We start from the raw sequence: 20,548 nt of genomic DNA, 5'->3' as shown, positions 1-20,548 counted from the left end.
TTTACAAGGCAGTAACTAATGAACCAAATAAATGAAACTCTAACCAATAATGAAGAAATTATTGATTTAGGTGCGTACCTTAATGTAATTAAACGCGCCAAATGGCGTATTTTGGGTTTTTCGATCGTTGTTACATTACTAACTATTATGGTTGCTTTAACCTTAGTACCTAAATATATAGCTACTTCTACTTTACTTATTGAGGCTGAGCAGGCTAAGGCAGTTAGTTTTCAAGAAATATATGGTTTAGATTCTAATCAGAAAGAATACTACCTTACTCAGTTTGAGGTTATTAAGTCTGATAGTATTGCTCGCGAGGTAATTACTAAGCTTAATTTAAAAGAACATACAGATTTTATTGCAAAGCCTTCTGTTTTAGGCGAGCTTAAAACGACTATAAAAGAACAACTCCCTTTTCTAAATAAAAAAGAAGAAAAAGTTTCCTCAGCCCAAGAGGAGGCTGATTTTGAAATGCTAGGCTTGTTAGCTGCATTTAAATCACGCCTTACAGTTTCACCTATTCGTAAAACACAGTTAGTTAGAGTTAGTTTTGAGTCGAGCGATCCTAAATTAGCAGCGCTTGTAGCGAACACCGTTGGTGAAGTTTATATAGATAGCCAAATGCGTGCAAAAATGGGGATTACTCAACAAGCTTCCAGTTGGTTAAATACACGCTTATCGCAATTGCGAATTCAGCTAGATGACTCAGAAGTTCGCTTACAAGCTTACCGAGAACAGCAAAAATTAGTTGATATTGAAGGTATAGCAGGGCTTGCCACGCAAGAGCTTGAACAGATATCGCAGCAGTTAATTGTTGCACGCAATGAAAAAAACAACCTTGAAAGTATTAACCGTGTGATAAGTGAGTACGGAAATAATAACTTAGAGCTTTTAGGCAGCATGCCGGAAATTACTTCGCATAAAGTAATACAGGATGTTAAGCGTGAGGTGATACTAGTTGAGCGTAAATTGAGTGACTTAGGTGAAGTGTATGGGCCTAAACATCCTAAAATCATCTCAGCTAAAGCTGAGCTTGCTACTGTAAAAAATAATTTAAATAAGCAAATTAAGGGTCTTATTACTGGCATTGAAAAAGAGCTGAACCGTATAACACGCACAGTAAGTGCGCTTGAGCGTGACCTAGTTAAAATTCGTGCTGAATACCAAGATATTACTCGTAAAGAGACCCAATATAATCAATTAAAGCGTGAAGTAGAGACCAATCGAAATATATTTAATACGTTTTTATCTCGCTCAAAAGAGACCGAAGTAACGAGTGATTTTAGCTCTGCAACTGCACGTTTTACCGACCGTGCCTATGCCCCAAACAAACCAGCAAAACCAAATAAAAAGCTTATTGTTATTTTAGCTTTTGTGGCAAGTTTTGGTTTAGCAGTAGTAATGAGCTTTATATTTGACGCCCTTAACGACACTGTTAAAACTAAAAATGACGTTGAAAGCAAGCTTGCTCAACGTATGATTGGCTTATTACCGCATGTTAAAATACCTAAAAATAGTGTTTTTCCGATTCACGCCTATCTTGATGACAATTACAGGCGTTTTGCTGAATCAGTACGTACGTTCAGAACTAGCTTGTTATTAACTCAGTTAGATCGTAATCATAAAGTAATAGCTGTAACATCAAGTGTTCCAGGTGAAGGTAAAACAACGACCTCAGCTAATTTGGCTATGTCGCTTGCACAAATGGGAAAAGTATTATTAATTGATGCTGACCTACGCAAGCCAAGTATTGCAAAGCGCTTTGATATACCAGTATTTCATCCAGGGTTAAGTAATTTAATTGTTGGCACGGAGCAGCTAAGTGAATGTGTACACGTTGATGTGCAGTCAGGCGTAACTATTATGCCTAGCGGCCAAATTCCAAGTAACCCGTTAGAGCTGTTGTCTAACGCGCGCTTTAGTGAAGTAATTGAGGGCTTGAAAGCTGAATACGATCATATAATTATAGATACGCCACCTACACAAGCTGTGAGTGATGCGTTAGTTGTTGCGCAAAGTACAGACTCGGTAATTTATGTTGTTAAGTCGGATATTACGCGCATAAAACCTATTAAAGCAGGTATTGAGCGTTTATTTGAAGCCAAAGCCCATGTTGCAGGTATTGTGCTTAACCAAGTAGATATGAGTAAAAGTAAAGACGAGCATAGCCATGGTTATTACGATTATTACGATTACTCGCAAAAACCTGAACAACCTAATGCATAGTTAAATACAAATCCATGATTGATATTCATTCCCATATTTTGCCAGGCATTGATGATGGTGCTAAAGATTTAAAAGAATCTTTAGCACTATTAACTATTGCACAAAATGATGGAATAACTCATATGGTTGCCACGCCACATATACATATTGGGCGATTTAATAACTTTGCCTCGCAATTGTATAGCGAGCTTGCTAGTTTAAAAGCACAGGCATTAGTAAATAATATTGGTATTAAACTAGCTGTGGCCGCTGAAGTTAGGCTTGATGTAGAGCTAATGAGCTTAGTGCTTGGTAATAAACTCCCGTTTATTGGTGCGCTTAATTCAGTAAATTATTTATTATTAGAACTCCCGCATTCGCATGTACCCCAAGGCTACGATAAATTTATAAATTGGCTTGCTAAACAAAATATAAAGGTGATTATTCCTCATCCTGAGCGTAATCGCGATATTCAAGCTAATTCTTTTTATATTGAGCGTTTAAAGCAATTAGGGTGTGAGTTTCAATTAACGGCTTCAAGCATTGAAGGTGCATGGGGCGAAACTGCAAAAAATATTAGTATAGATATGCTAAAAAAGGGTTTAGTAACTTATATTGCATCTGACGCCCATTCAGTTAAGCGTAGGCCGCCTATTTTAAGTCAAGCTAAGCAAATAGTGAGCGAGCTAATCGGTCAAAATGATGGACATGATTTATTTTTTACTAACCCTAAGCGTTTAACAGAGTCGTTGTTTAATGAGTAATTTAAATGCAAACCGCCTCACACAAATTACCATACTTGCAGTTATTACATTAGTTATAGGTTATCACAGCTTACAAAGTATGCGTGCAAATACATGGTATTTTAATGCACTTAATATTTTAAAGCAGCCTGAAAGTACAATTACTCCTGAAGAGCTAGAGCTTGCAGATAGGGCAATTACATATGCAACAAGCCAAGACCCTTCACAGCCTCATTACTGGCAGTTAAGTGCTTATGTAAAAATGCTCAATTTAGCCCTAACTAGTGACCAAAATACGAATAAGCGTTTGGTTTACCAACAAGCAGAAAAAGATTTATTAAAGTCATTAGAGTTAAGGCAAACATGGTCAGAAACGTGGATTGCACTGGCACAAGTAGTTAGTTATCAAGAAGGGCCGACAGAGCGCGTATACGAGTATATTCAGCAGGCTAAAAAATTCGGGCCGTACAAGCTTGATGTGCAGCTTGGTATTATTCAAATAGCGCTAATGAACTGGCAGCAACTCCCTCCAAAGTATAAAGCATTGTATGTTGCTGAATTAAATTTAGCCGTTAAATATGGTTATAAATTTTATCAAGTTTTTGATGTTGCTAAGCAAGTTGATGCTTTGCCTATTTTATGTCTATCGCTTAAGTTTGGCTCTCACTTTGAACCGCTTAGAACTAGCTGGATGTTTAAAAAACACTGTAACTAGGTAGGTTTTGAAAGTGTTTAGCCTGTTTACGTTAAAGTGAAAACCAATTGCACAAAGAGAAGTGAATGAGGAGTAAATGAGTAGTAAACGAGCAGAGACCAAGTGATCTATTCAATTAACTGATTTATCACTTCTCTAAAAGCGTAGCGTCTCATAACTTCTTTATGAATACTTGTTTTTTGGTAAAGCTAAATTGTTATTATACTGCGCAAAAAATTGCCCAGAGGTTTATAAAAAACCTCTGGGCAATAAAATGACTCTAAATTGAGTCTAGCGTTAACTAAAACACTTTCTTGGTTCTACAAGGGAGAAGAAAGTTCTTAAAGTATAGCCAAGTAGTTTAGTTATGCTCACTATAAAAAACATTTATTTATTATTAATGATAAATGGCTGAATCATAATGTTTATTATGTAATCATTGCCATCGTTTTTTGTTTAAAGACAAGCCTTTAAGTTCAATATAGTTATATGTGATGTGTGATATAAAAATGATTGTAATTAATGTTATAAATATAGAGATATTATTAACTATAGCTCCCCCAAAATTTAAGTATCTTTGTGTTTCAATCATTGGTGCTATCTCTTGACTAAGTATCTTTTCAAGTATTACTCCAAGAGAAGTCACGCAAAATAATATTGCAGCATGGGTCATATATATAGAATAAGAAAGCTTGCCAGTGAACTGAAAAAGCCTTAGTTTTAGAATTTTTGAACAAAGCCCAACTTCAAATGCAAAAAATAAAACGGTTGCGAAGAACAGCAGTGGAGCGGCCAGAGGTTTATATTCGAATTTATTGTTCACCACCAGCACGATTAAAATTAATAATGAAGTTTCTATGAGAGTCGCAATTAAAAATGATGGTTTTAAATGAGATAGTTTTTTATAAATCACGTAAGTGAATGCACCACCAAAAAAGCAAGAAAGGCCTTTTAATACGCTTTCTACTAAAATGTCGGATTTGAAATATAAAAGAATAAAAGCAATTGTTGAAACTAAAAGCCATACAGGTTTTTTTTGTTTCTTAAAGAAAACAATTGAACAAAATAATAATGAATACATATAAAATTCGATGCTAATACTCCATGAGGGGTAGTTAAAGCTCAGTGGATTAGTGTATGAGGACCATGATTGGATTAATAATAAGTTAGGTATTATTTCATTTGGTGCAAAGTCATTAGTGAACGGTAAGCTGTTAAATGAAAGCCCACCAAACTCATAAGCCAATAATTTTACTCCTTCCAAAGCTAAGAACACTATTAGCATAAATAGGTGAAGGGGGTAAATGCGAAAGAAGCGTGCTCTTATGAATGTTTTAAATTTAACTCCTTCGCGAGAGCCATATCCATGGGCTAGAACAAATCCACTCAATACAAAGAAAAACTCTACAAATATAGCACTGCCTCTAAAAAAACTTAACTCAGTTATAGAGTCAATAAAATGCATATGAAATATAACAACAGATATTGCACATATACCTCTAAACGCATCTAAAGCTTCAAATCTTTTATTCATGTTTATCCTTAAAATCCTTTTGAATATGTATTATATAACCAATGCATAAGAAGCAAAGATAAAATTGGTCTAAACCCAGCTTATTAACTGCGTATTTTGCACTAGATCTCGTGGTAGTGAATTTTTAATCTTATTTTTTTGCCATTTCCCGAGCCCAATAGGGCAGCCACACAGGGTTAATACCACCTCACCTATTGTCTGAGTGGCTTCAGCTAAGCGTATATCTTTACCTTGAAAATAATCATTTGCTTGCTCGTTATTTAACGCGTAAATATTAGTTTTACACTCATTGCCAAATACGGTTGCAAATTCGTGCGTTAGTCTCACGCCATTTTTATGAATAATGCCAATTTGAATACCTAAACGTGCGTACTTAATTTTATTTTGCACGGCTTCAAACCCCTCAGGAAATAACCACAGTTCTTTGTCACGCTGCATTAGGCTGCCAGGCAGGTTAGTTAACCCAAAATGCTTTTTAAGTGATTGCATAAACGCGGCACTTTGTTTTTTATCAAACTCGTTAAACGGAAACGCGCCTTTTTTAACAGTTTGATTTGGGTTATTACAGCTTGTGTGCTTTTTAAATTTAGCAATAAAAAAGCCTTCGCTATCGAAGGTTTGCGGCCATACATGTAAATAGCCTTCACTTGTGGTGGCTTTACTTGCACCTTGAAATAAATCACTTAGGGATTGTGGCTCTATATAGTCGCCAAATTCACTGAGTAAATAATCGCATACTTGCTGGTTTTCGAGCGGAGTAAGTGTACAGGTTGAATACACTAACGTGCCACCTGGCTTTAATGCGTAAAATGCGCTTTTAATTAAGTCTTTTTGTACCTGGGCTATTTGTATGTTTGATTCTATGGACCAATTTTTTAGTGCGTCGGCGTCTTTACGTACCGTGCCTTCGCCAGAGCATGGCGCGTCTAGCAGTATGCTATCAAAGCATTCAAACATGTAGTTGCCAAATATAACGCCATCAAAGTGCGAGAGCGCACAGTTACCAACCCCCATACGTTTGAGTGTTGCGCTAAGCACTTTTAAACGAGATGACGATAGCTCGTTTGCAACAAGCACGCCTTGGTTACCCATAAGTGCTGCCAGTTGTGATGTTTTAGAGCCTGGTGCTGATGCCATATCAAGCACGGTGTTACTTTGAGTGCCTGCGAGTTCAATGCTTTGCTTTAATGCCATAGGGGGCAGCATTGAACTTGCTTCTTGTACGTACATAGCACCGCTTAGATGTAAGTCGGTATTACCAAGGGCTAGGTTTTGCTCTTCATCTTCGGGGCGTTCTAACCAAAAGCCTTCACTGCACCATGGGATTGGGGTTAGCAGCCAATTTTTTTCAGTGGCACGTTTTACAAATTCTTCAATGCTAATTTTTAATGTATTAACGCGGATAGATTTTCTGAGCGGCCTGCGACACGCACTTAAAAAGTCATCTAAGTTTAGATGCGCTGGTAAATAGGTTTTTACGTCGTCAATAAAGTGCTCAGGAATAAAAGTGTTGGCGTTCACGCGTTAGCTCATACTATAAAAATAAAGCGCGATAATAGCATTTATATAATGCATTTTCAGCGCTTAAAGACGTAACATCTGATTTATTGCCCTGTCGACACTTCGTTGTTTTGGTCCATTTTAAAACCATTTTTATGCGACTTTAGGTTAATAGTGTCGACAATGAGCGTGTTTTTTAGCCATTTTGATAGGTTTAAGGGTTGACATGATTTTTTAATAAGCCCATAGTAACCATATTAATTGTCGACAATCTAAAAAATAACTTATGACACACACATTTTTAAACGAAGCGCCTATAACTACCGCATCAGATCAAGTATTTGTAGATATGCGCCGTGAGATTGTTGAAGGCAGTATAGTTCAAGGCAGTAAAATATCAGAGCCTGAGCTTGCCAAGCGTTATGGTGTAAGCCGCGCAACGCTTAGAGAGGCGTTAAATCGCCTAGAAAGTTGCTACCTTGTTGAGCGTAAAGCTAACGTAGGTTGCCGAGTAGTTGCCCTTACCGCTGAGCGTTTGATTGAAGTTTATCAAGTTCGCAGCTCACTTGAAGGCTTGGCATGTAGGCTTGCTGCCGACAATATGGAACCCGAAGAAGTAAAAGGCTTAAAGCAATTACTTAATCAGCACCTACAAACACAGCGTGTTAAAGAGGGCGAATCTTATTATCAAGAAGCCGGCGATTTAGATTTTCATTACCGTATTATTCAAGGCAGTAAAAACGCGCATTTAATTCATTTACTGTGTAATGAGCTCTATCAATTAATACGCATGTACCGTGTACAAATGGGCATGGTGGGGCCGCGTGTATCAAAAGCGTTTGATGAGCATTTAGCGATTATTAACGCCATTGAAAACCACGACGGTGAACTGGCCGAAATGCTCATGAAGCGCCATATCAGTGCATCGCAAGCAAATATTCAAACCAAATTTGATGTATACCAATCAATATGAGTATTCGAACAATTTAACGGATTAAATCGCTCCGTAACGTCGTTAAAAATTTTTTATTTAGAACCACGAAACATAAAAATTATTGCCTAGTTACAGAACGATTTTCTTATCGTTAAATAGACCTCATACGCATACAGATTGATATTAGTCGCAAAAAACAGAAGCTGCTAAAAGCTAAAAGTTAAAAGCTAGCAAGAGCAGTTAAACAGTCACAATTACAGATTAAAACTACAAGTTACTCCACGTAGCAACCGTTCAAAGTGAGGAGAAAGTAATGTCAGCAGGATTAAAATTTAAACACGCTATTGCCAATAACCGTCCGTTACAAGTAGTAGGTACTATTAACGCCTACACAGCGATGATGGCTGAAAAAATGGGTCACCAAGCTATTTACCTCTCAGGTGCCGGTGTTGCAAACGCTTCGTTTGGTATGCCTGATTTGGGTATGACAAGCCTTGATAACGTGCTTGAAGATATTCGTCGTATTACGGGTGCGAGCGATTTACCACTACTTGTTGATGCCGATACCGGTTGGGGTGGGGCGTTTAACATTGCACGCACAGTAAAAGAAATGACTAAAGCCGGTGCGGCGGGTTTTCATATAGAAGACCAAGTAGCGCAAAAGCGCTGTGGTCATCGCCCTAATAAAGAAATTGTAAGCCAAGGTGAAATGGTTGACCGCATTAAAGCGGCGGTTGATGCAAAAACCGATAGCGATTTTTATATTATGGCGCGTACCGATGCATTTCAAAAAGAAGGTTTAAACGCCGCGATAGACCGTGCAGCTGCCTGTGTTGAAGCTGGTGCAGACGCTATTTTTGCAGAAGCCGTACACGACCTTGCTGATTACCAAGCATTTGCAAAAGCGATTAACGTTCCAATTTTGGCAAACATTACTGAGTTTGGCCAAACACCTATTTACACAAAAGAGCAGCTAAGTGATGTAGGTGTTGAAATGGTGCTTTACCCACTAAGTGCATTTAGAGCCATGAACAAAGCAGCACTAAACGTGTATTCAGCAATTTTAAATGAAGGCTCGCAACAAAGCCAAATCGAAAATATGCAAACGCGTTCTGAGCTTTACGACTTTTTAGATTACCACACGTACGAGAACACACTCGACACACTTTTTTCATCAAAATCTGACAAATAATAAAATGACACACAAATTTAAGATAGGAGAAGATCATGGTAGATAAAGCATTAGGCGGCGCGGGTTTACGCGGACAAGTGGCTGGTCAAACAGCATTGTGTACTGTTGGACAAAGTGGTTCTGGTTTAACGTATTGTGGTTACGATATTAGCGAACTTGCCGAAAAAGCGCAGTTTGAAGAAGTGTCTTTTTTACTTTCACGTGGTGAGTTACCAACCACAAGCGAATTGGCAGAATATAAAGCAAAACTAAAAAGTTTACGCGGCTTACCTGATGCGCTTAAAACTGTGCTTGAAAATATTCCTAAAGACGCGCACCCAATGGATGTAATGCGCACGGGTTGCTCAATGTTGGGTAACCTTGAAATGGAACTTGATTTTAGCCAAGCTAATGATGCAATTGATCGTATGGTTGCTGTGTTCCCAAGTATTATTTGTTACTGGTACCGCTTTACACACGATGGCGTACGCATTGAAACACAAACTGATGACGACTCAGTTGGCGCACATTTTTTAAATTTATTACACGACAAAGCACCTAGTGAATTGTTTGCACAGGTAATGAATGTATCACTAATTTTGTACGCAGAGCACGAGTTTAACGCCTCTACTTTTACAGGGCGTGTGTGTGCATCAACGCTTTCTGATATTCATTCTTGCGTAACTGGTGCGATTGGTACGCTGCGTGGTCCATTACATGGTGGTGCTAACGAAGCGGCAATGGATATGATTCAAGGTTTTACAAGCGCTGAACATGCTGAGAAAGAAATTATGGGCATGCTTGAACGTAAAGACAAAATAATGGGCTTTGGTCATGCTATTTATCGCGAGTCTGATCCGCGTAATGTAATTATTAAAAAGTGGTCTGAAAAACTAGCGGCAGAGGTGGGCGATACCGTGCTTTACCCTGTGTCTGTTCGTTGTGAAGAAATTATGTGGCGCGAGAAAAAACTGTTTTGTAATGCCGATTTTTTCCATGCATCTGCTTATCACTTTATGGATATTCCAACTAAATTATTTACGCCAATATTTGTCATGAGCCGTGTTACGGGCTGGACTGCCCATGTAAAAGAGCAGCGCGCTAACAACCGTATTATTCGCCCAAGTGCCGATTACACAGGCCCTGATGCACGCAGTTACACACCAATAGAGTCACGTTAAAAAATGGGTGAGCACGCATGTGCTCACTTTTTTATTGCACATAGCCACTAGCGAGTCGTTTTTCTCAAACTTTTTATTAAACACGCTAGCTGTGAGCAAACACCGTCACCAAATTAGCGAACCCTTACCATGACCATAATTAATAATACCCAATACCGTAAACCTTTACCTGGCTCAAACGTCGACTATTACGATACGCAAGAAGCCGTAGATGCAATTAAGCCAGGTGCATACGCCACACTACCTTATACATCGCGTGTATTTGCCGAAAACCTAGTACGCCGATGCGACCCTGCTATGTTAACCGATGCACTTAATCAGCTAATTGAGCGAAAGCAAGACTTGGATTTTCCGTGGTATCCGGCGCGCGTAGTGTGCCACGATATTTTAGGCCAAACAGCACTTGTTGATTTAGCTGGGCTTCGTGATGCAATTGCAGCTAAAGGCGGCGACCCCGCAAAAGTGAATCCGGTAGTACCCACGCAGTTAATAGTGGATCATTCGTTAGCGGTAGAGCATGCCGGTTTTGATCCTGACGCATTTGAAAAAAACCGCGCCATCGAAGACAGACGAAATGACGACCGTTTTCATTTTATAAACTGGACTAAAACTGCGTTTAAAAATATTGATGTTATTCCACCGGGTAACGGCATTATGCATCAAATTAACCTTGAAAAAATGTCGCCGGTTATTCAAAACCGAGATGGCATTGCATTCCCAGATACACTAGTTGGCACCGACAGCCACACGCCACATGTTGATGCGCTGGGCGTTATTGCTGTGGGCGTAGGTGGTCTTGAAGCTGAAAGCGTAATGCTTGGCCGTGCTTCTTATATTCGCTTGCCTGATATTGTTGGTGTTGAGCTAACAGGTAAGCGCCAACCAGGTATTACCGCTACCGATATTGTGTTGGCCATTACTGAATTTTTACGTAAGCAACGTGTTGTATCTACTTATTTAGAGTTTTACGGTGAAGGTGCCGACGCGCTTACACTTGGCGACAGAGCAACCATTTCAAACATGACGCCTGAATTTGGCGCAACTGCCGCCATGTTTTATATCGATGATAAAACAATAGATTATTTGCGTTTAACAGGGCGTGAAGAAGAACAAATTGCCCTTGTAGAAAACTACGCAAAAACAGCAGGCCTTTGGAGCGATAGCTTAAAAACCGCAAAATACGAACGTGTACTTAAGTTTGATTTATCAAGCGTGGGGCGCAATATTGCGGGTCCATCTAATCCACACCGCCGTGTATCGACAAGCGATTTAGCTAAAGAAGGTATTTCGGGTGTTGTTGAAAATGAAGAAGGCTTAATGCCAGACGGCGCATGTATTATTGCGGCTATTACTAGTTGTACTAATACCAGTAATCCACGCAATGTAATTGCTGCAGCACTCCTTGCCCGTAATGCAAATGCTAAGGGTTTAATGCGCAAACCTTGGGTTAAAACTTCATTAGCACCAGGCTCAAAAGCAGTGCAATCATACCTTGAAGATGCAAACCTACTAACAGAGCTTGAGCAACTTGGCTTTGGCATTGTTGGTTTTGCGTGTACAACATGTAACGGTATGAGCGGAGCGCTTGACCCTGTGATTCAAAAAGAAGTAATTGAACGTGATTTATACGCAACGGCTGTACTTTCAGGTAATCGTAACTTTGATGGGCGCATTCATCCTTATGCTAAGCAAGCATTTTTAGCGTCACCTCCTTTGGTTGTTGCATACGCTATTGCAGGTACTATTCGCTTTGATATTGAAAAAGGGATACTTGGACAAGATCAACAAGGCAACGATATTACGCTTAAAGATTTATGGCCATCAGATGAAGAGATTGACGCAGTAATTAAGCAAAGCGTTAAGCCAGAGCAATTTAGAAAAGTATACGAGCCTATGTTTAATTTAACCGTAGATTACGGTGAAGATAACGATCCACTTTACGATTGGCGCCCAGAAAGCACCTACATTCGTCGCCCTCCTTATTGGGAAGGTGCACTTGCGGGTGAGCGCACTATGACCAGTATGCGCGCGCTTGCAGTACTTGGCGATAACATTACAACGGATCATTTATCGCCATCAAATGCAATTATGGCAAGTAGTGCTGCTGGCGAATACCTGACCAAAATGAACGTCCCAGAGGAAGACTATAACTCGTACGCAACGCACCGGGGCGATCATTTAACAGCGCAGCGCGCAACCTTTGCAAACCCAAAGCTGCTAAACGAAATGGTGTTAGATGAAAACGGCGACGTTAAACAAGGTTCTTACGCACGCCTAGAGCCACAAGGGACTAATACCCGTATGTGGGAAGCAATCGAAGCCTACATGGAGCGTAAACAGCCGCTTATTATTGTAGCCGGTGCCGATTACGGGCAAGGTTCGTCGCGCGATTGGGCTGCAAAAGGCGTAAGACTTGCAGGCGTTGAAGTAATAGCAGCAGAGGGCTTTGAGCGTATTCACCGTACTAACTTAATTGGTATGGGGGTTTTACCGCTTGAATTTAAAGCAGGCACAACGCGTAAAACCCTAAAGCTGGATGGCAGTGAAACGTACGATGTAACGGGCGATGTAAAACCAGGCGCCACCGTTAATTTAAGCATTACCCGTAAAGATGGTGAAGTGCTTACTGTGCCTATGAAGTGTCGTATAGATACCCAAGAAGAGCTTTCTATTTACGCAGCTGGTGGTGTGTTACAACGCTTTGCTCAAGACTTTTTAGAAGCAACGCAATCTGCATAAGGGCAAACACTATGTTTAAACCGCAAATTAAAGTGCCTGCAACCTATATGCGTGGCGGCACCAGTAAAGGTGTGTTTTTTAATTTAACTGATTTGCCAAAGCCTGCTCAAGTAGCAGGCGAGGCGCGCGATAATTTATTACTGCGTGTTATTGGCAGCCCCGATCCGTATGCCAAACAAACGGATGGAATGGGCGGCGCTACATCAAGCACCAGTAAAACCGTAATCCTAAGTAAAAGTGAGCAAGCAGACCACGATGTTGATTACTTGTTTGGTCAAGTGGCTATAGATAAACCTTTTGTAGATTGGAGCGGTAACTGCGGCAACTTAACGTCAGCAGTGGGGGCTTTTGCTATTAGTAATGGTTTGGTCGATAAAAGCAGAGTACCTAATAACGGTGTTGCTATTGTGCGTGTGTGGCAGGCTAATATTAATAAAAGCATATTAGTGCATGTCCCTATGACCAATGGCGAAGTACAAGAAACCGGCGACTTTGAGCTCGATGGCGTTACATTTGCTGCAGCTGAAGTAAAACTTGAATTTATGGACCCCGCTGATGGCGATGGCGCGTTATTTCCAACAGGTAACGTAGTTGATGACTTAGAGGTTCCAGGTGTTGGTACTCTAAAAGCAACCATGATAAATGCAGGTATTCCTACTGTATTTATTAACGCCGCTGATATTAATTATACCGGCACAGAGCTGCAAGACGATATAAATAACGATGTTGCAGCGCTTAAAAAGCTTGAAACCATTCGCGCTTATGGCGCCGTTAAAATGGGCTTAATCACTAATATTAGTGAAGCGCAAGCTCGCCAACATACACCAAAGGTTGCGTTTGTTGCAGCGCCTTTAGATTACGCTGCATCTAGCGGTAAATTTATTGAGGCTGCCAACATTAACTTACTCGTGCGCGCAATGTCGATGGGTAAACTGCATCATGCCATGATGGGCACAGCCGCTGTAGCTATTGGCACTGCCGCAGCAATTGAAGGCACACTCGTAAATATAGCCGCTGGTGGCGGTGCATTGAGTGAAGTTAACTTTGGTCACCCGTCGGGCACGCTAAAAGTAGGTGCTGAGGCTAAAAATAATGCTGGCAACTGGCTAGTTACCAAAGCAAGTATGAGCCGAAGTGCACGTGTATTAATGGAAGGGGTTGTAAGAGTCCCTTACTAATCACTGGTGAAGTTAAGCGCAACTAAACATTTATTTTAGTTAAGCAAACAAATTTTATAAACGTTTGCTTAGCTAAAGTAAAACCTACTCACACTCGTTAGAAATAATCCTTTTTCATTAATTTTTCGAATTATCGTCTTTTTTCGCTCTCATCCACCGCATTTACTTGAAGAATATAATTAACAAACTAGATTATATGTAATATTCATTTAATAAAGTGAATATATTGTATCAATATGTGCTGGTTCTTTATGAGTGTCTATAGGTTATTGAATAATAGAGATGCTGATAAAGAAGTAGCTCATAGAATAAAGATAAATACTTCTATAAAACGTATAAATATGTAGCATAACTATATAGCTTAATGGTATTTTTAATGTTCTAGTAACAAAAGTTATGATTGTGTACTTTTTTGATGCTTTTTGAATATAAAAGCTTACATAAATCACTATCAACTAAACTAATTTCTGATACTCATTCCAGGCTATCAAGGAGAAATAAATGGTAAAGCGTACGATCAAATTTACACCTATTGCAGCTTCAGTTGCACTTACATTAGGCTTAACAGCATGTGGTTCTGATAACGACAGAAATATTCCTGTTACACCTGTAGAATCTTTCACTGCAACGGGCGATGCACAATTTAACATTGAAGTAACAGGTAAAGCAGTTAAAGGTTCAATGAAAAGTGCAGTAGTAACTGTAATGACTTTAGATGCATCTGGTCAAAGCGTTCCTGTTGCATTTCGCTCAGCTGCTTCAGCAGAGGCTGAGTCTTTTTCTGAAGAAGCACTATCACAAGATGCTGCAGATGCAGCGGTAGAAGCAAGTAAAATTGCCTCTAACCCTGAAGTGCTAACTGATGAAAACGGTCGTTACAGCATCTACCTAGATGATGATTTTACTGGACCTGTTTACATTACTGTTAAAACGTCTGAAGAAGGCGATGATAGCTTTTTACGTTGTGATGCTTACGTAGGTTGTGGCACTTACGATGAAGCGCCAGAAGTTGACGACGAAAATGATGGCGATACTGATATTGAGTTTGGCGAATGGTACAAAACTGACCTAGAGCTTTCTGTTGTTAAGTTTATTCCAGCTGTTGAAGCAGATACATCTGGAGCGAGCGGTGCAGCTGGCGACGATAATGTTATAGGTTCTTATAAAGCTAATGTTACTTTTTTAACATCGTTAGTGGCAGGTCTTCTTCTTGACTCAGGTTCAAGTGTAGATGAAGACGCTATTGCTACAGCTAGCTTAAACACTGTTGTACAAGTAATGGGTCAAGACGCAGCACTTTTACTTTCTGCTATTATTGGCGATTTATCTAACGGCGGCGCTGTAGATTTAAGCAATGTTGATGGCGAAGAAGAACTTACTGACGGTATTTTAGCAATTGCACAGCTTTCATCTTCAATTCAAGGTTTACCTTCAATTGGTGATGTAATGAGCAGCATTAAAGCTGGTATTAAATCAGGCCAGTTTAAAGGTAATACTGACGCTGGCATTGCTGCAATAGCTACAATGTTACAAACAGCAATTACAAATACTGCAAACATTTTTGTTGCTGTAGCAACGGGTGATGAAACTGCAATTGAAAACGCTTTAAAAGCGGCATTCTCTATTAACAACCCTAATGCAACACAAGCACAAATTGATGCGTTTGCCGCTAATTCAGTAGGTATTGCTAAAAAAGCAAAAGCAGCTAAAGACAAAGCTGTTAAAAATGGTGCAGCAACTGATGCCGGCCTTGCAGCCGCTGCAGTAAAAGTTAAAAAAGCACTAGAAGTAATTGGTTGTACTGGTGCAGAGTGTACAGTTGGAGATGATTTTTATACAGCTCTAGCAGCTGCTTTAACAGTAGAAGTTACAGCTTCACAAACTGCACTTACTGCATTAGAAATGGATATTGAAACAGCTCAAAGTTCACTTGCTGATGTTCAAGCAATTGGTGGCGATGCTCTTACAGCTGATAACGCAGCTGCATTTGTAAGCGCTGTAACATTACTGAAAAATGAAGCTGCTACTGCTGGTTTAACAGCTAAAGCGGGTTCTATTTTTGTTAAATCACAAGGTTATGTAACTGCTGCAAAAGCGTTAGTTACTCAAAGCTCTGATTACCAACAGATTCTTGATTCTGCAACGTCTTTACAAACAGATGCAGGTGTTGCTGTAACTGACACCGTTGCATACGACGCTGCATTAGCTGCACTAGTAGCGGAAGCAGAAGCAGCGATTGAAACGTTTGATATTGCTCTTGCTGCAGCAAAACTAGTTGCTGAAGACACTGCAGACGTTGCTGATGAGAAAAAATCAGCAGCAGACACAGCTGAAGCAGCTTCTACAAGCGCACTTGCTAACGCAGAAGGTGCAATGGTAGATACAGCCGCAAACGCAACTGAAGCTCTTGAGCTTGCTATGACTGCTGTTACTGCTGCGTCTGATTTTGCTGCTGCTGTTGATGCACTTGAAATTGCTATTGAGCAAGCACTTGTTGCTGCTAATGCTTACCTAGACCTTGAAGGCGAAGGCGCACAAGCAATGATTGATGCGCTTACAGCTATGCAAACAGCTGCTGTAGCTCAAGGTGACCTAGCTAGCGAGCAATTTGTAACAGCTTATAACCTACAACTTGTTGCTGAAGCGGCGGTTGCTAAACTTGAAGTACTAACTTCTGTTAAAGCTACATCAGAGTCATTATCGACTATGACTGTGCTTACTAACACTGGCGGTCAAGCGGTTATCGATGCAGCAGACGTTCTTGCTGACGTAATTGATGAACTAGCTGAAATGGGTAACTCAGGTGAAGGTACTTCTACTCGTCAACCTGATTGGTCATATAACTATGACTTAGATGCGTTAGTTTTAGAATTAGAGAACGAAACTACCGGTGAAATGATCAGTGCTTCAGCTTCATACCAAGGCGAGCAATTAGTTGTTGCTTGGGGCGCTACATTAATGGGTGAAAATGACGCTACTGTTTCACTTGTTACGGGTGAAAGTCGTACTGCAGCTCTAGAAGAGTGTGAACTGTTTGCTGACGGTACGATTATTGATCCTACGCAAATTGATTCATGTTTAATATTCACATTTGATGGTGCAGTAAATGCTGACACAGTTGATGACGCTGAAATTGTTAACACTGAAGCTTGGAACCACGTTGAAATTATGGACGGTGATTCTGGTTTCACTGGTATGCTAAACATTACTGCAACTGAAGAATCAGATTCTTCAAGTATTACACTTGAAGGTATGTCTGGCGACTTAGACTTTAAAGTAATGGGTATGGTTGACAGTAGTGGTGATGAAGATGAAAGTACATTAGAAGTTATGGTTAAAGGTGACGCAGCAATGGGTTACACATTATCTCTAACTGGTATGGAATCTACAGGTTACACTGGTGATGTTAAAGCTATGTACAATGGCGAAATGATGTCATTTGGTACTGCTTCTAAAGTTACTAACGGTGTATCTATCACTTACATCGATGGTGATGTAGTGCCTTACACTGATGTTGATTTAATTGATTCATCTAAGTAATATTTAAACTATAAAAGGGGAAAGCAGCGCTTTTCCCTTTTTTTATAGAAAGCGATTAAATTATGAAAAAAAAAATTCTCTTGTTAGGATTTTCAACAGCTTTTATTTCTCCTCTTGCTTCCGCAGATAACCAATTTCAAATATTTACTCATTTTGACGCAGAAATTTATACTGAAGCACAACCAGTACAAGCCTTTGTAGATGATTTTGATGCACCATTAAAATCGGGTGACAGTGCATTTACCTATAATATTTTTGAAGTGGGTGTTGGCTACGGTAATTTTAAAGTGGGTTTACAAAGTCGTTATGACTATGTTCTTAACTTTGATCCTGATACAGCTAAATATACTCATACCGAAAAGAATGATTTAGAGTTTGAAGATAGATTTTATACCTATTACCTCGATGCTAAACAAGCAACGTCTAATGGTGTATTCGTATCTTATGATTTTAAATTTTTAGATAAAAATGCATTAACAATAACACCTAAGCTTTCTGTTTTTGCCAGCTCACACTATCAAGATGCCACTGTAAATGGTGAGATTTTTAGTGATGAAGTTGAAGGTGCTGTAACTGTCGATTACAACTTTTCAAAAGATATTTTATTTAAAGAATTTACACCTTCACAAAAGCCTGAAGGGCTAGGCTATAGCCTAGATATTTTTGCCGATTGGCAAGTAAATGATGAGCTTAAAGTTGGTTTTAGCGTAAAAGATTTGCTCTATAAAACTCAGTACGAAGACAGCGGCTCTGTAAAGGGTCAAACGACTGAAATTCCATTTAGCGAAGATGATAACGGCGATATTATTACTCAGCCAACAGTTTCATTAAAAACATCTGCATTTGGAAATACGGTATCTCATGATTTCGAAATGGAAATGCGACTACAAGCATTTGCCGATTACAGAATAAACGACCGATTTTCGACTCAGTTAACTTTAAAACGTTACGATAAAGACACGTTTAGCCAATTAAAAGGCCGTATTCACTTTTGGGATCATTGGCGAGTACAAGCAGGCTACGAAACAAAAAGCGAAGCATTTTTAGTTGGTATAGAAAACGAATATTTTGGTCTTAATTTACAAACTGATAGCCTAGATTTAGATAAAGCCTATTATGCGAATGTGAATTGGTACGTGAACATTAAGTTTTAAGGAATGAAGATGTTAAAACAAATTATACCTTTAGGGGTCGCTATTGCATTGGCAGGTTGTGGTTCTTCATCAGACAGTGACAGTTCAGAATCTGTTGCAGTGAGTGAAATTGCTACATCTTCTTCTGTGAGTTTTTATGTATCTAATTGGCAATCACCACAGGGCACGCTTAATGTTTTAGATAGCGATGGGGTGGTGCAAGAATCAATTGAAGTCGAAAACATCAATACTGCGAGTGTAAGTGTAACTCCACTTACTTTTAATAGTTTTGAGTTTATACCTAGCGATACAGCTCTACCTTGTCCGCGATTTACAGGGTGTGGCAGAACTGTGCGTGGTGATGTAAATGACTTAAACGCAAACCGGTTAATCGACTACCAAGAATTGACAACCGTTACCCTTAATTACAAAGCGGATGCATTTAGTGCACCGGGTGTAAATAAGGTTTATTTATCGCCATTGAGTAAAGCAATTACAGAAGAAGGCTTTAGTGCTACACAGGCGAGTTTATCAGCCACGCCTTTTTATCATTTAACGCACAGTAATTTAAATGCAAGTGTTGAAGCAGAAATGGTGACAAATGCCTTCACCTACGCGGCAATTTTAGCTGGTGTTGCTGATAGTTCGTTTAGTGTTGAAAGTGCTTTTAATGCATTTACTAACTTGGAGACTGACCAGCAAGCATGGCAAGATTACAGCGACTTAGCAGCGCAGTATGTTACAGACAACTTATTTAGCGACCAAGGTAATGCTTTGCTGAAAAATGTAGCTGGTCAAGTTAAGCAAACGATTGCAAGTGTAACTACATTTGCAAATTGGCAGGCTCGCTCAGCAGAAGTGCAAAGCTTAGACTCAAGAGGGTTACTTGTTGATACGCGAAATATAATTGGTGTTGCAAGACTTCAAGAAAAAAGCTATACAGATGAATTAGACGCAAAATTTACTGAGCTTGAAGGTGCGTTTGATGAAGATACACAAAGAACCCTTGATGCACTTAGTAATGCTTTAAACGAAGTTATCACAAATTATTCACCACTAGCTGATGGCTCTACACCATCAGGGCAATATAAGCTTCGTGATTTAGATATTGATTACAACCAATCACCTTATACTTGGGCTATTACTGGCACATATGATGAGTTACCTATAACCATTGATTTATCAATTCCAACTTTCAGAGTAAGTGGTGTATTAGGTAATAAAATCGAAGGTGTAATGAGCGCAACGGTCACAAATGGTACTACTGTATTAAGTGTGGATGTAAGTGAGTTGCTGATTGAGTTTGATGGCATAGATGCTCAAAGTGAATTAAACCCAGAAGCCGATACGGGTATTACACAGGTAACCACCAACGTAATTATCAATAAAGCCGCGGGTAAACTCGAAGGTGATTTATCAGTAAACCTAAATCGTTTTGTTAATTCACTAGGTGAGGAGTCAACCACGTTATCTACTTTTGATTTTAATGGTGGTTACGTAAGCGACATTCAAAACACTGCATTTCATATCACAGCAGTAGAGGCTTCGCCTTTTGTTGGTGAAGATAATGACGATTTAGCATTTACTTTTGAATTAGATTTTCCATTGAGTGGTGCAAGCGATTTTAAATTTGCGTACGTAGGCGATGTGGAAAACTTATCAGAACTTACTTCTACAGATATATTTGTTAGCATACAAAATCGCGCGTTAGATTTACGTATTCGTGATGTTAGTGGCAACATTAATCTAATAGCGAAAGGCGAAAATGGACGTTGGTTAGATGTAAAGCAAAAGGGCCGTAATTACAGTGGCGGTTTATATTTTGGTGATACTAAACTAGCTGATGTTACTGCGGTACGTGGTATTCCTGGTGTTTTATTTCCAAATGGTGAGTTTGAGTCGTTATTTTAACCATTATATTAAATAATTAAAAACTCAGCATATGCCTTACAGCTCAGCGCTTTTTACGATGAGTGAAGTGTTTTTATAACTATTC

General features: G+C 39.4%; 13 protein-coding genes. 11 read left to right on the top strand and 2 right to left on the bottom strand.

Going from position 1 to position 20,548, the window contains the following annotated elements; translation table 11 throughout:
- Positions 1 to 18: 18 nt before the first annotated feature.
- Genes H5089_RS02165 through H5089_RS02155 form a run of 3 tightly spaced genes read left to right on the top strand, consistent with a single transcriptional unit; the run spans position 19 to position 3,663 of the window.
- Positions 19 to 2,226 (top strand): polysaccharide biosynthesis tyrosine autokinase, encoded by a 2,208-nt coding sequence (locus H5089_RS02165; RefSeq protein WP_182711361.1) that lies wholly within the window; start codon positions 19 to 21, stop codon positions 2,224 to 2,226.
- A 14-nt stretch (positions 2,227 to 2,240) separates the two neighbouring features.
- A complete protein-coding gene (locus H5089_RS02160; RefSeq protein ID WP_182711360.1) occupies positions 2,241 to 2,969 on the top strand; it encodes a tyrosine-protein phosphatase in 729 nt (242 codons plus the stop codon).
- On the top strand, positions 2,962 to 3,663 hold the full coding sequence (locus H5089_RS02155) for a VpsP family polysaccharide biosynthesis protein (RefSeq protein ID WP_182711359.1): 702 nt from the start codon (positions 2,962 to 2,964) through the stop codon (positions 3,661 to 3,663). The genes H5089_RS02160 and H5089_RS02155 overlap by 8 nt, the downstream gene beginning before the upstream one ends.
- A 415-nt stretch (positions 3,664 to 4,078) precedes the next feature.
- Here H5089_RS02155 and H5089_RS02150 read toward each other — a convergent pair whose 3' ends face one another.
- Positions 4,079 to 5,176 (bottom strand): acyltransferase, encoded by a 1,098-nt coding sequence (locus tag H5089_RS02150; protein WP_182711358.1) that lies wholly within the window; start codon positions 5,174 to 5,176, stop codon positions 4,079 to 4,081.
- Positions 5,177 to 5,245: 69 nt separating this feature from the next.
- Complete coding sequence (gene rsmF / locus H5089_RS02145) at positions 5,246 to 6,697, bottom strand: 16S rRNA (cytosine(1407)-C(5))-methyltransferase RsmF (protein WP_182711357.1); 1,452 nt, start codon at positions 6,695 to 6,697, stop codon at positions 5,246 to 5,248.
- Positions 6,698 to 6,962: 265 nt separating this feature from the next.
- On the opposite strand from rsmF, the gene H5089_RS02140 reads away from it, so the two are divergent.
- The 8 genes from H5089_RS02140 (at position 6,963) to H5089_RS02105 (ending at position 20,463) form a co-directional block, all read left to right on the top strand.
- Entirely contained in the window at positions 6,963 to 7,649 is a 687-nt protein-coding gene (locus H5089_RS02140) for a GntR family transcriptional regulator (RefSeq protein WP_007582477.1), read from the top strand.
- Positions 7,650 to 7,923: 274 nt separating this feature from the next.
- The gene (prpB, locus tag H5089_RS02135) at positions 7,924 to 8,802 is read left to right on the top strand and encodes a methylisocitrate lyase (protein WP_002962361.1); all 879 of its coding nucleotides are present in this window, start codon (positions 7,924 to 7,926) and stop codon (positions 8,800 to 8,802) included.
- Positions 8,803 to 8,837: 35 nt separating this feature from the next.
- Positions 8,838 to 9,962, top strand: coding sequence for a 2-methylcitrate synthase (gene prpC / locus H5089_RS02130; RefSeq protein WP_002961600.1), 1,125 nt, complete (start codon positions 8,838 to 8,840; stop codon positions 9,960 to 9,962).
- 129 nt (positions 9,963 to 10,091) lie between these two features.
- The gene (gene acnD, locus H5089_RS02125) at positions 10,092 to 12,701 is read left to right on the top strand and encodes a Fe/S-dependent 2-methylisocitrate dehydratase AcnD (RefSeq protein ID WP_182711356.1); all 2,610 of its coding nucleotides are present in this window, start codon (positions 10,092 to 10,094) and stop codon (positions 12,699 to 12,701) included.
- A gap of 11 nt (positions 12,702 to 12,712) precedes the next feature.
- On the top strand, positions 12,713 to 13,879 hold the full coding sequence (prpF, locus tag H5089_RS02120; RefSeq protein ID WP_182711355.1) for a 2-methylaconitate cis-trans isomerase PrpF: 1,167 nt from the start codon (positions 12,713 to 12,715) through the stop codon (positions 13,877 to 13,879).
- Positions 13,880 to 14,380: 501 nt separating this feature from the next.
- Positions 14,381 to 17,419, top strand: coding sequence for a hypothetical protein (locus H5089_RS02115; protein WP_182711354.1), 3,039 nt, complete (start codon positions 14,381 to 14,383; stop codon positions 17,417 to 17,419).
- A 62-nt stretch (positions 17,420 to 17,481) separates the two neighbouring features.
- The gene (locus H5089_RS02110; RefSeq protein ID WP_039489982.1) at positions 17,482 to 18,573 is read left to right on the top strand and encodes a hypothetical protein; all 1,092 of its coding nucleotides are present in this window, start codon (positions 17,482 to 17,484) and stop codon (positions 18,571 to 18,573) included.
- A 9-nt stretch (positions 18,574 to 18,582) separates the two neighbouring features.
- The gene (locus H5089_RS02105; protein ID WP_182711353.1) at positions 18,583 to 20,463 is read left to right on the top strand and encodes a hypothetical protein; all 1,881 of its coding nucleotides are present in this window, start codon (positions 18,583 to 18,585) and stop codon (positions 20,461 to 20,463) included.
- Positions 20,464 to 20,548: the final 85 nt, after the last annotated feature.

Source organism: Pseudoalteromonas sp. SR45-1, assembly GCF_014163655.1.
Classification (GTDB): domain Bacteria; phylum Pseudomonadota; class Gammaproteobacteria; order Enterobacterales; family Alteromonadaceae; genus Pseudoalteromonas; species Pseudoalteromonas distincta.
Note: the sequence above shows the minus strand (reverse complement) of the source record. Positions and strands in the feature narration are given on the sequence as shown.

Bases quoted from the DNA above. Each gene is read 5' to 3' on its own strand.
- H5089_RS02165 (WP_182711361.1), top strand. From the start codon at position 19: ATGAACCAAATAAATGAAACTCTAACCAATAATGAAGAAATTATTGAT.
- H5089_RS02160 (WP_182711360.1), top strand. From the start codon at position 2,241: ATGATTGATATTCATTCCCATATTTTGCCAGGCATTGATGATGGTGCT.
- H5089_RS02155 (WP_182711359.1), top strand. From the start codon at position 2,962: ATGAGTAATTTAAATGCAAACCGCCTCACACAAATTACCATACTTGCA.
- H5089_RS02150 (WP_182711358.1), bottom strand. From the start codon at position 5,176: ATGAATAAAAGATTTGAAGCTTTAGATGCGTTTAGAGGTATATGTGCA.
- H5089_RS02140 (WP_007582477.1), top strand. From the start codon at position 6,963: ATGACACACACATTTTTAAACGAAGCGCCTATAACTACCGCATCAGAT.
- prpB (WP_002962361.1), top strand. From the start codon at position 7,924: ATGTCAGCAGGATTAAAATTTAAACACGCTATTGCCAATAACCGTCCG.
- prpC (WP_002961600.1), top strand. From the start codon at position 8,838: ATGGTAGATAAAGCATTAGGCGGCGCGGGTTTACGCGGACAAGTGGCT.
- acnD (WP_182711356.1), top strand. From the start codon at position 10,092: ATGACCATAATTAATAATACCCAATACCGTAAACCTTTACCTGGCTCA.
- prpF (WP_182711355.1), top strand. From the start codon at position 12,713: ATGTTTAAACCGCAAATTAAAGTGCCTGCAACCTATATGCGTGGCGGC.
- H5089_RS02115 (WP_182711354.1), top strand. From the start codon at position 14,381: ATGGTAAAGCGTACGATCAAATTTACACCTATTGCAGCTTCAGTTGCA.
- H5089_RS02110 (WP_039489982.1), top strand. From the start codon at position 17,482: ATGAAAAAAAAAATTCTCTTGTTAGGATTTTCAACAGCTTTTATTTCT.
- H5089_RS02105 (WP_182711353.1), top strand. From the start codon at position 18,583: ATGTTAAAACAAATTATACCTTTAGGGGTCGCTATTGCATTGGCAGGT.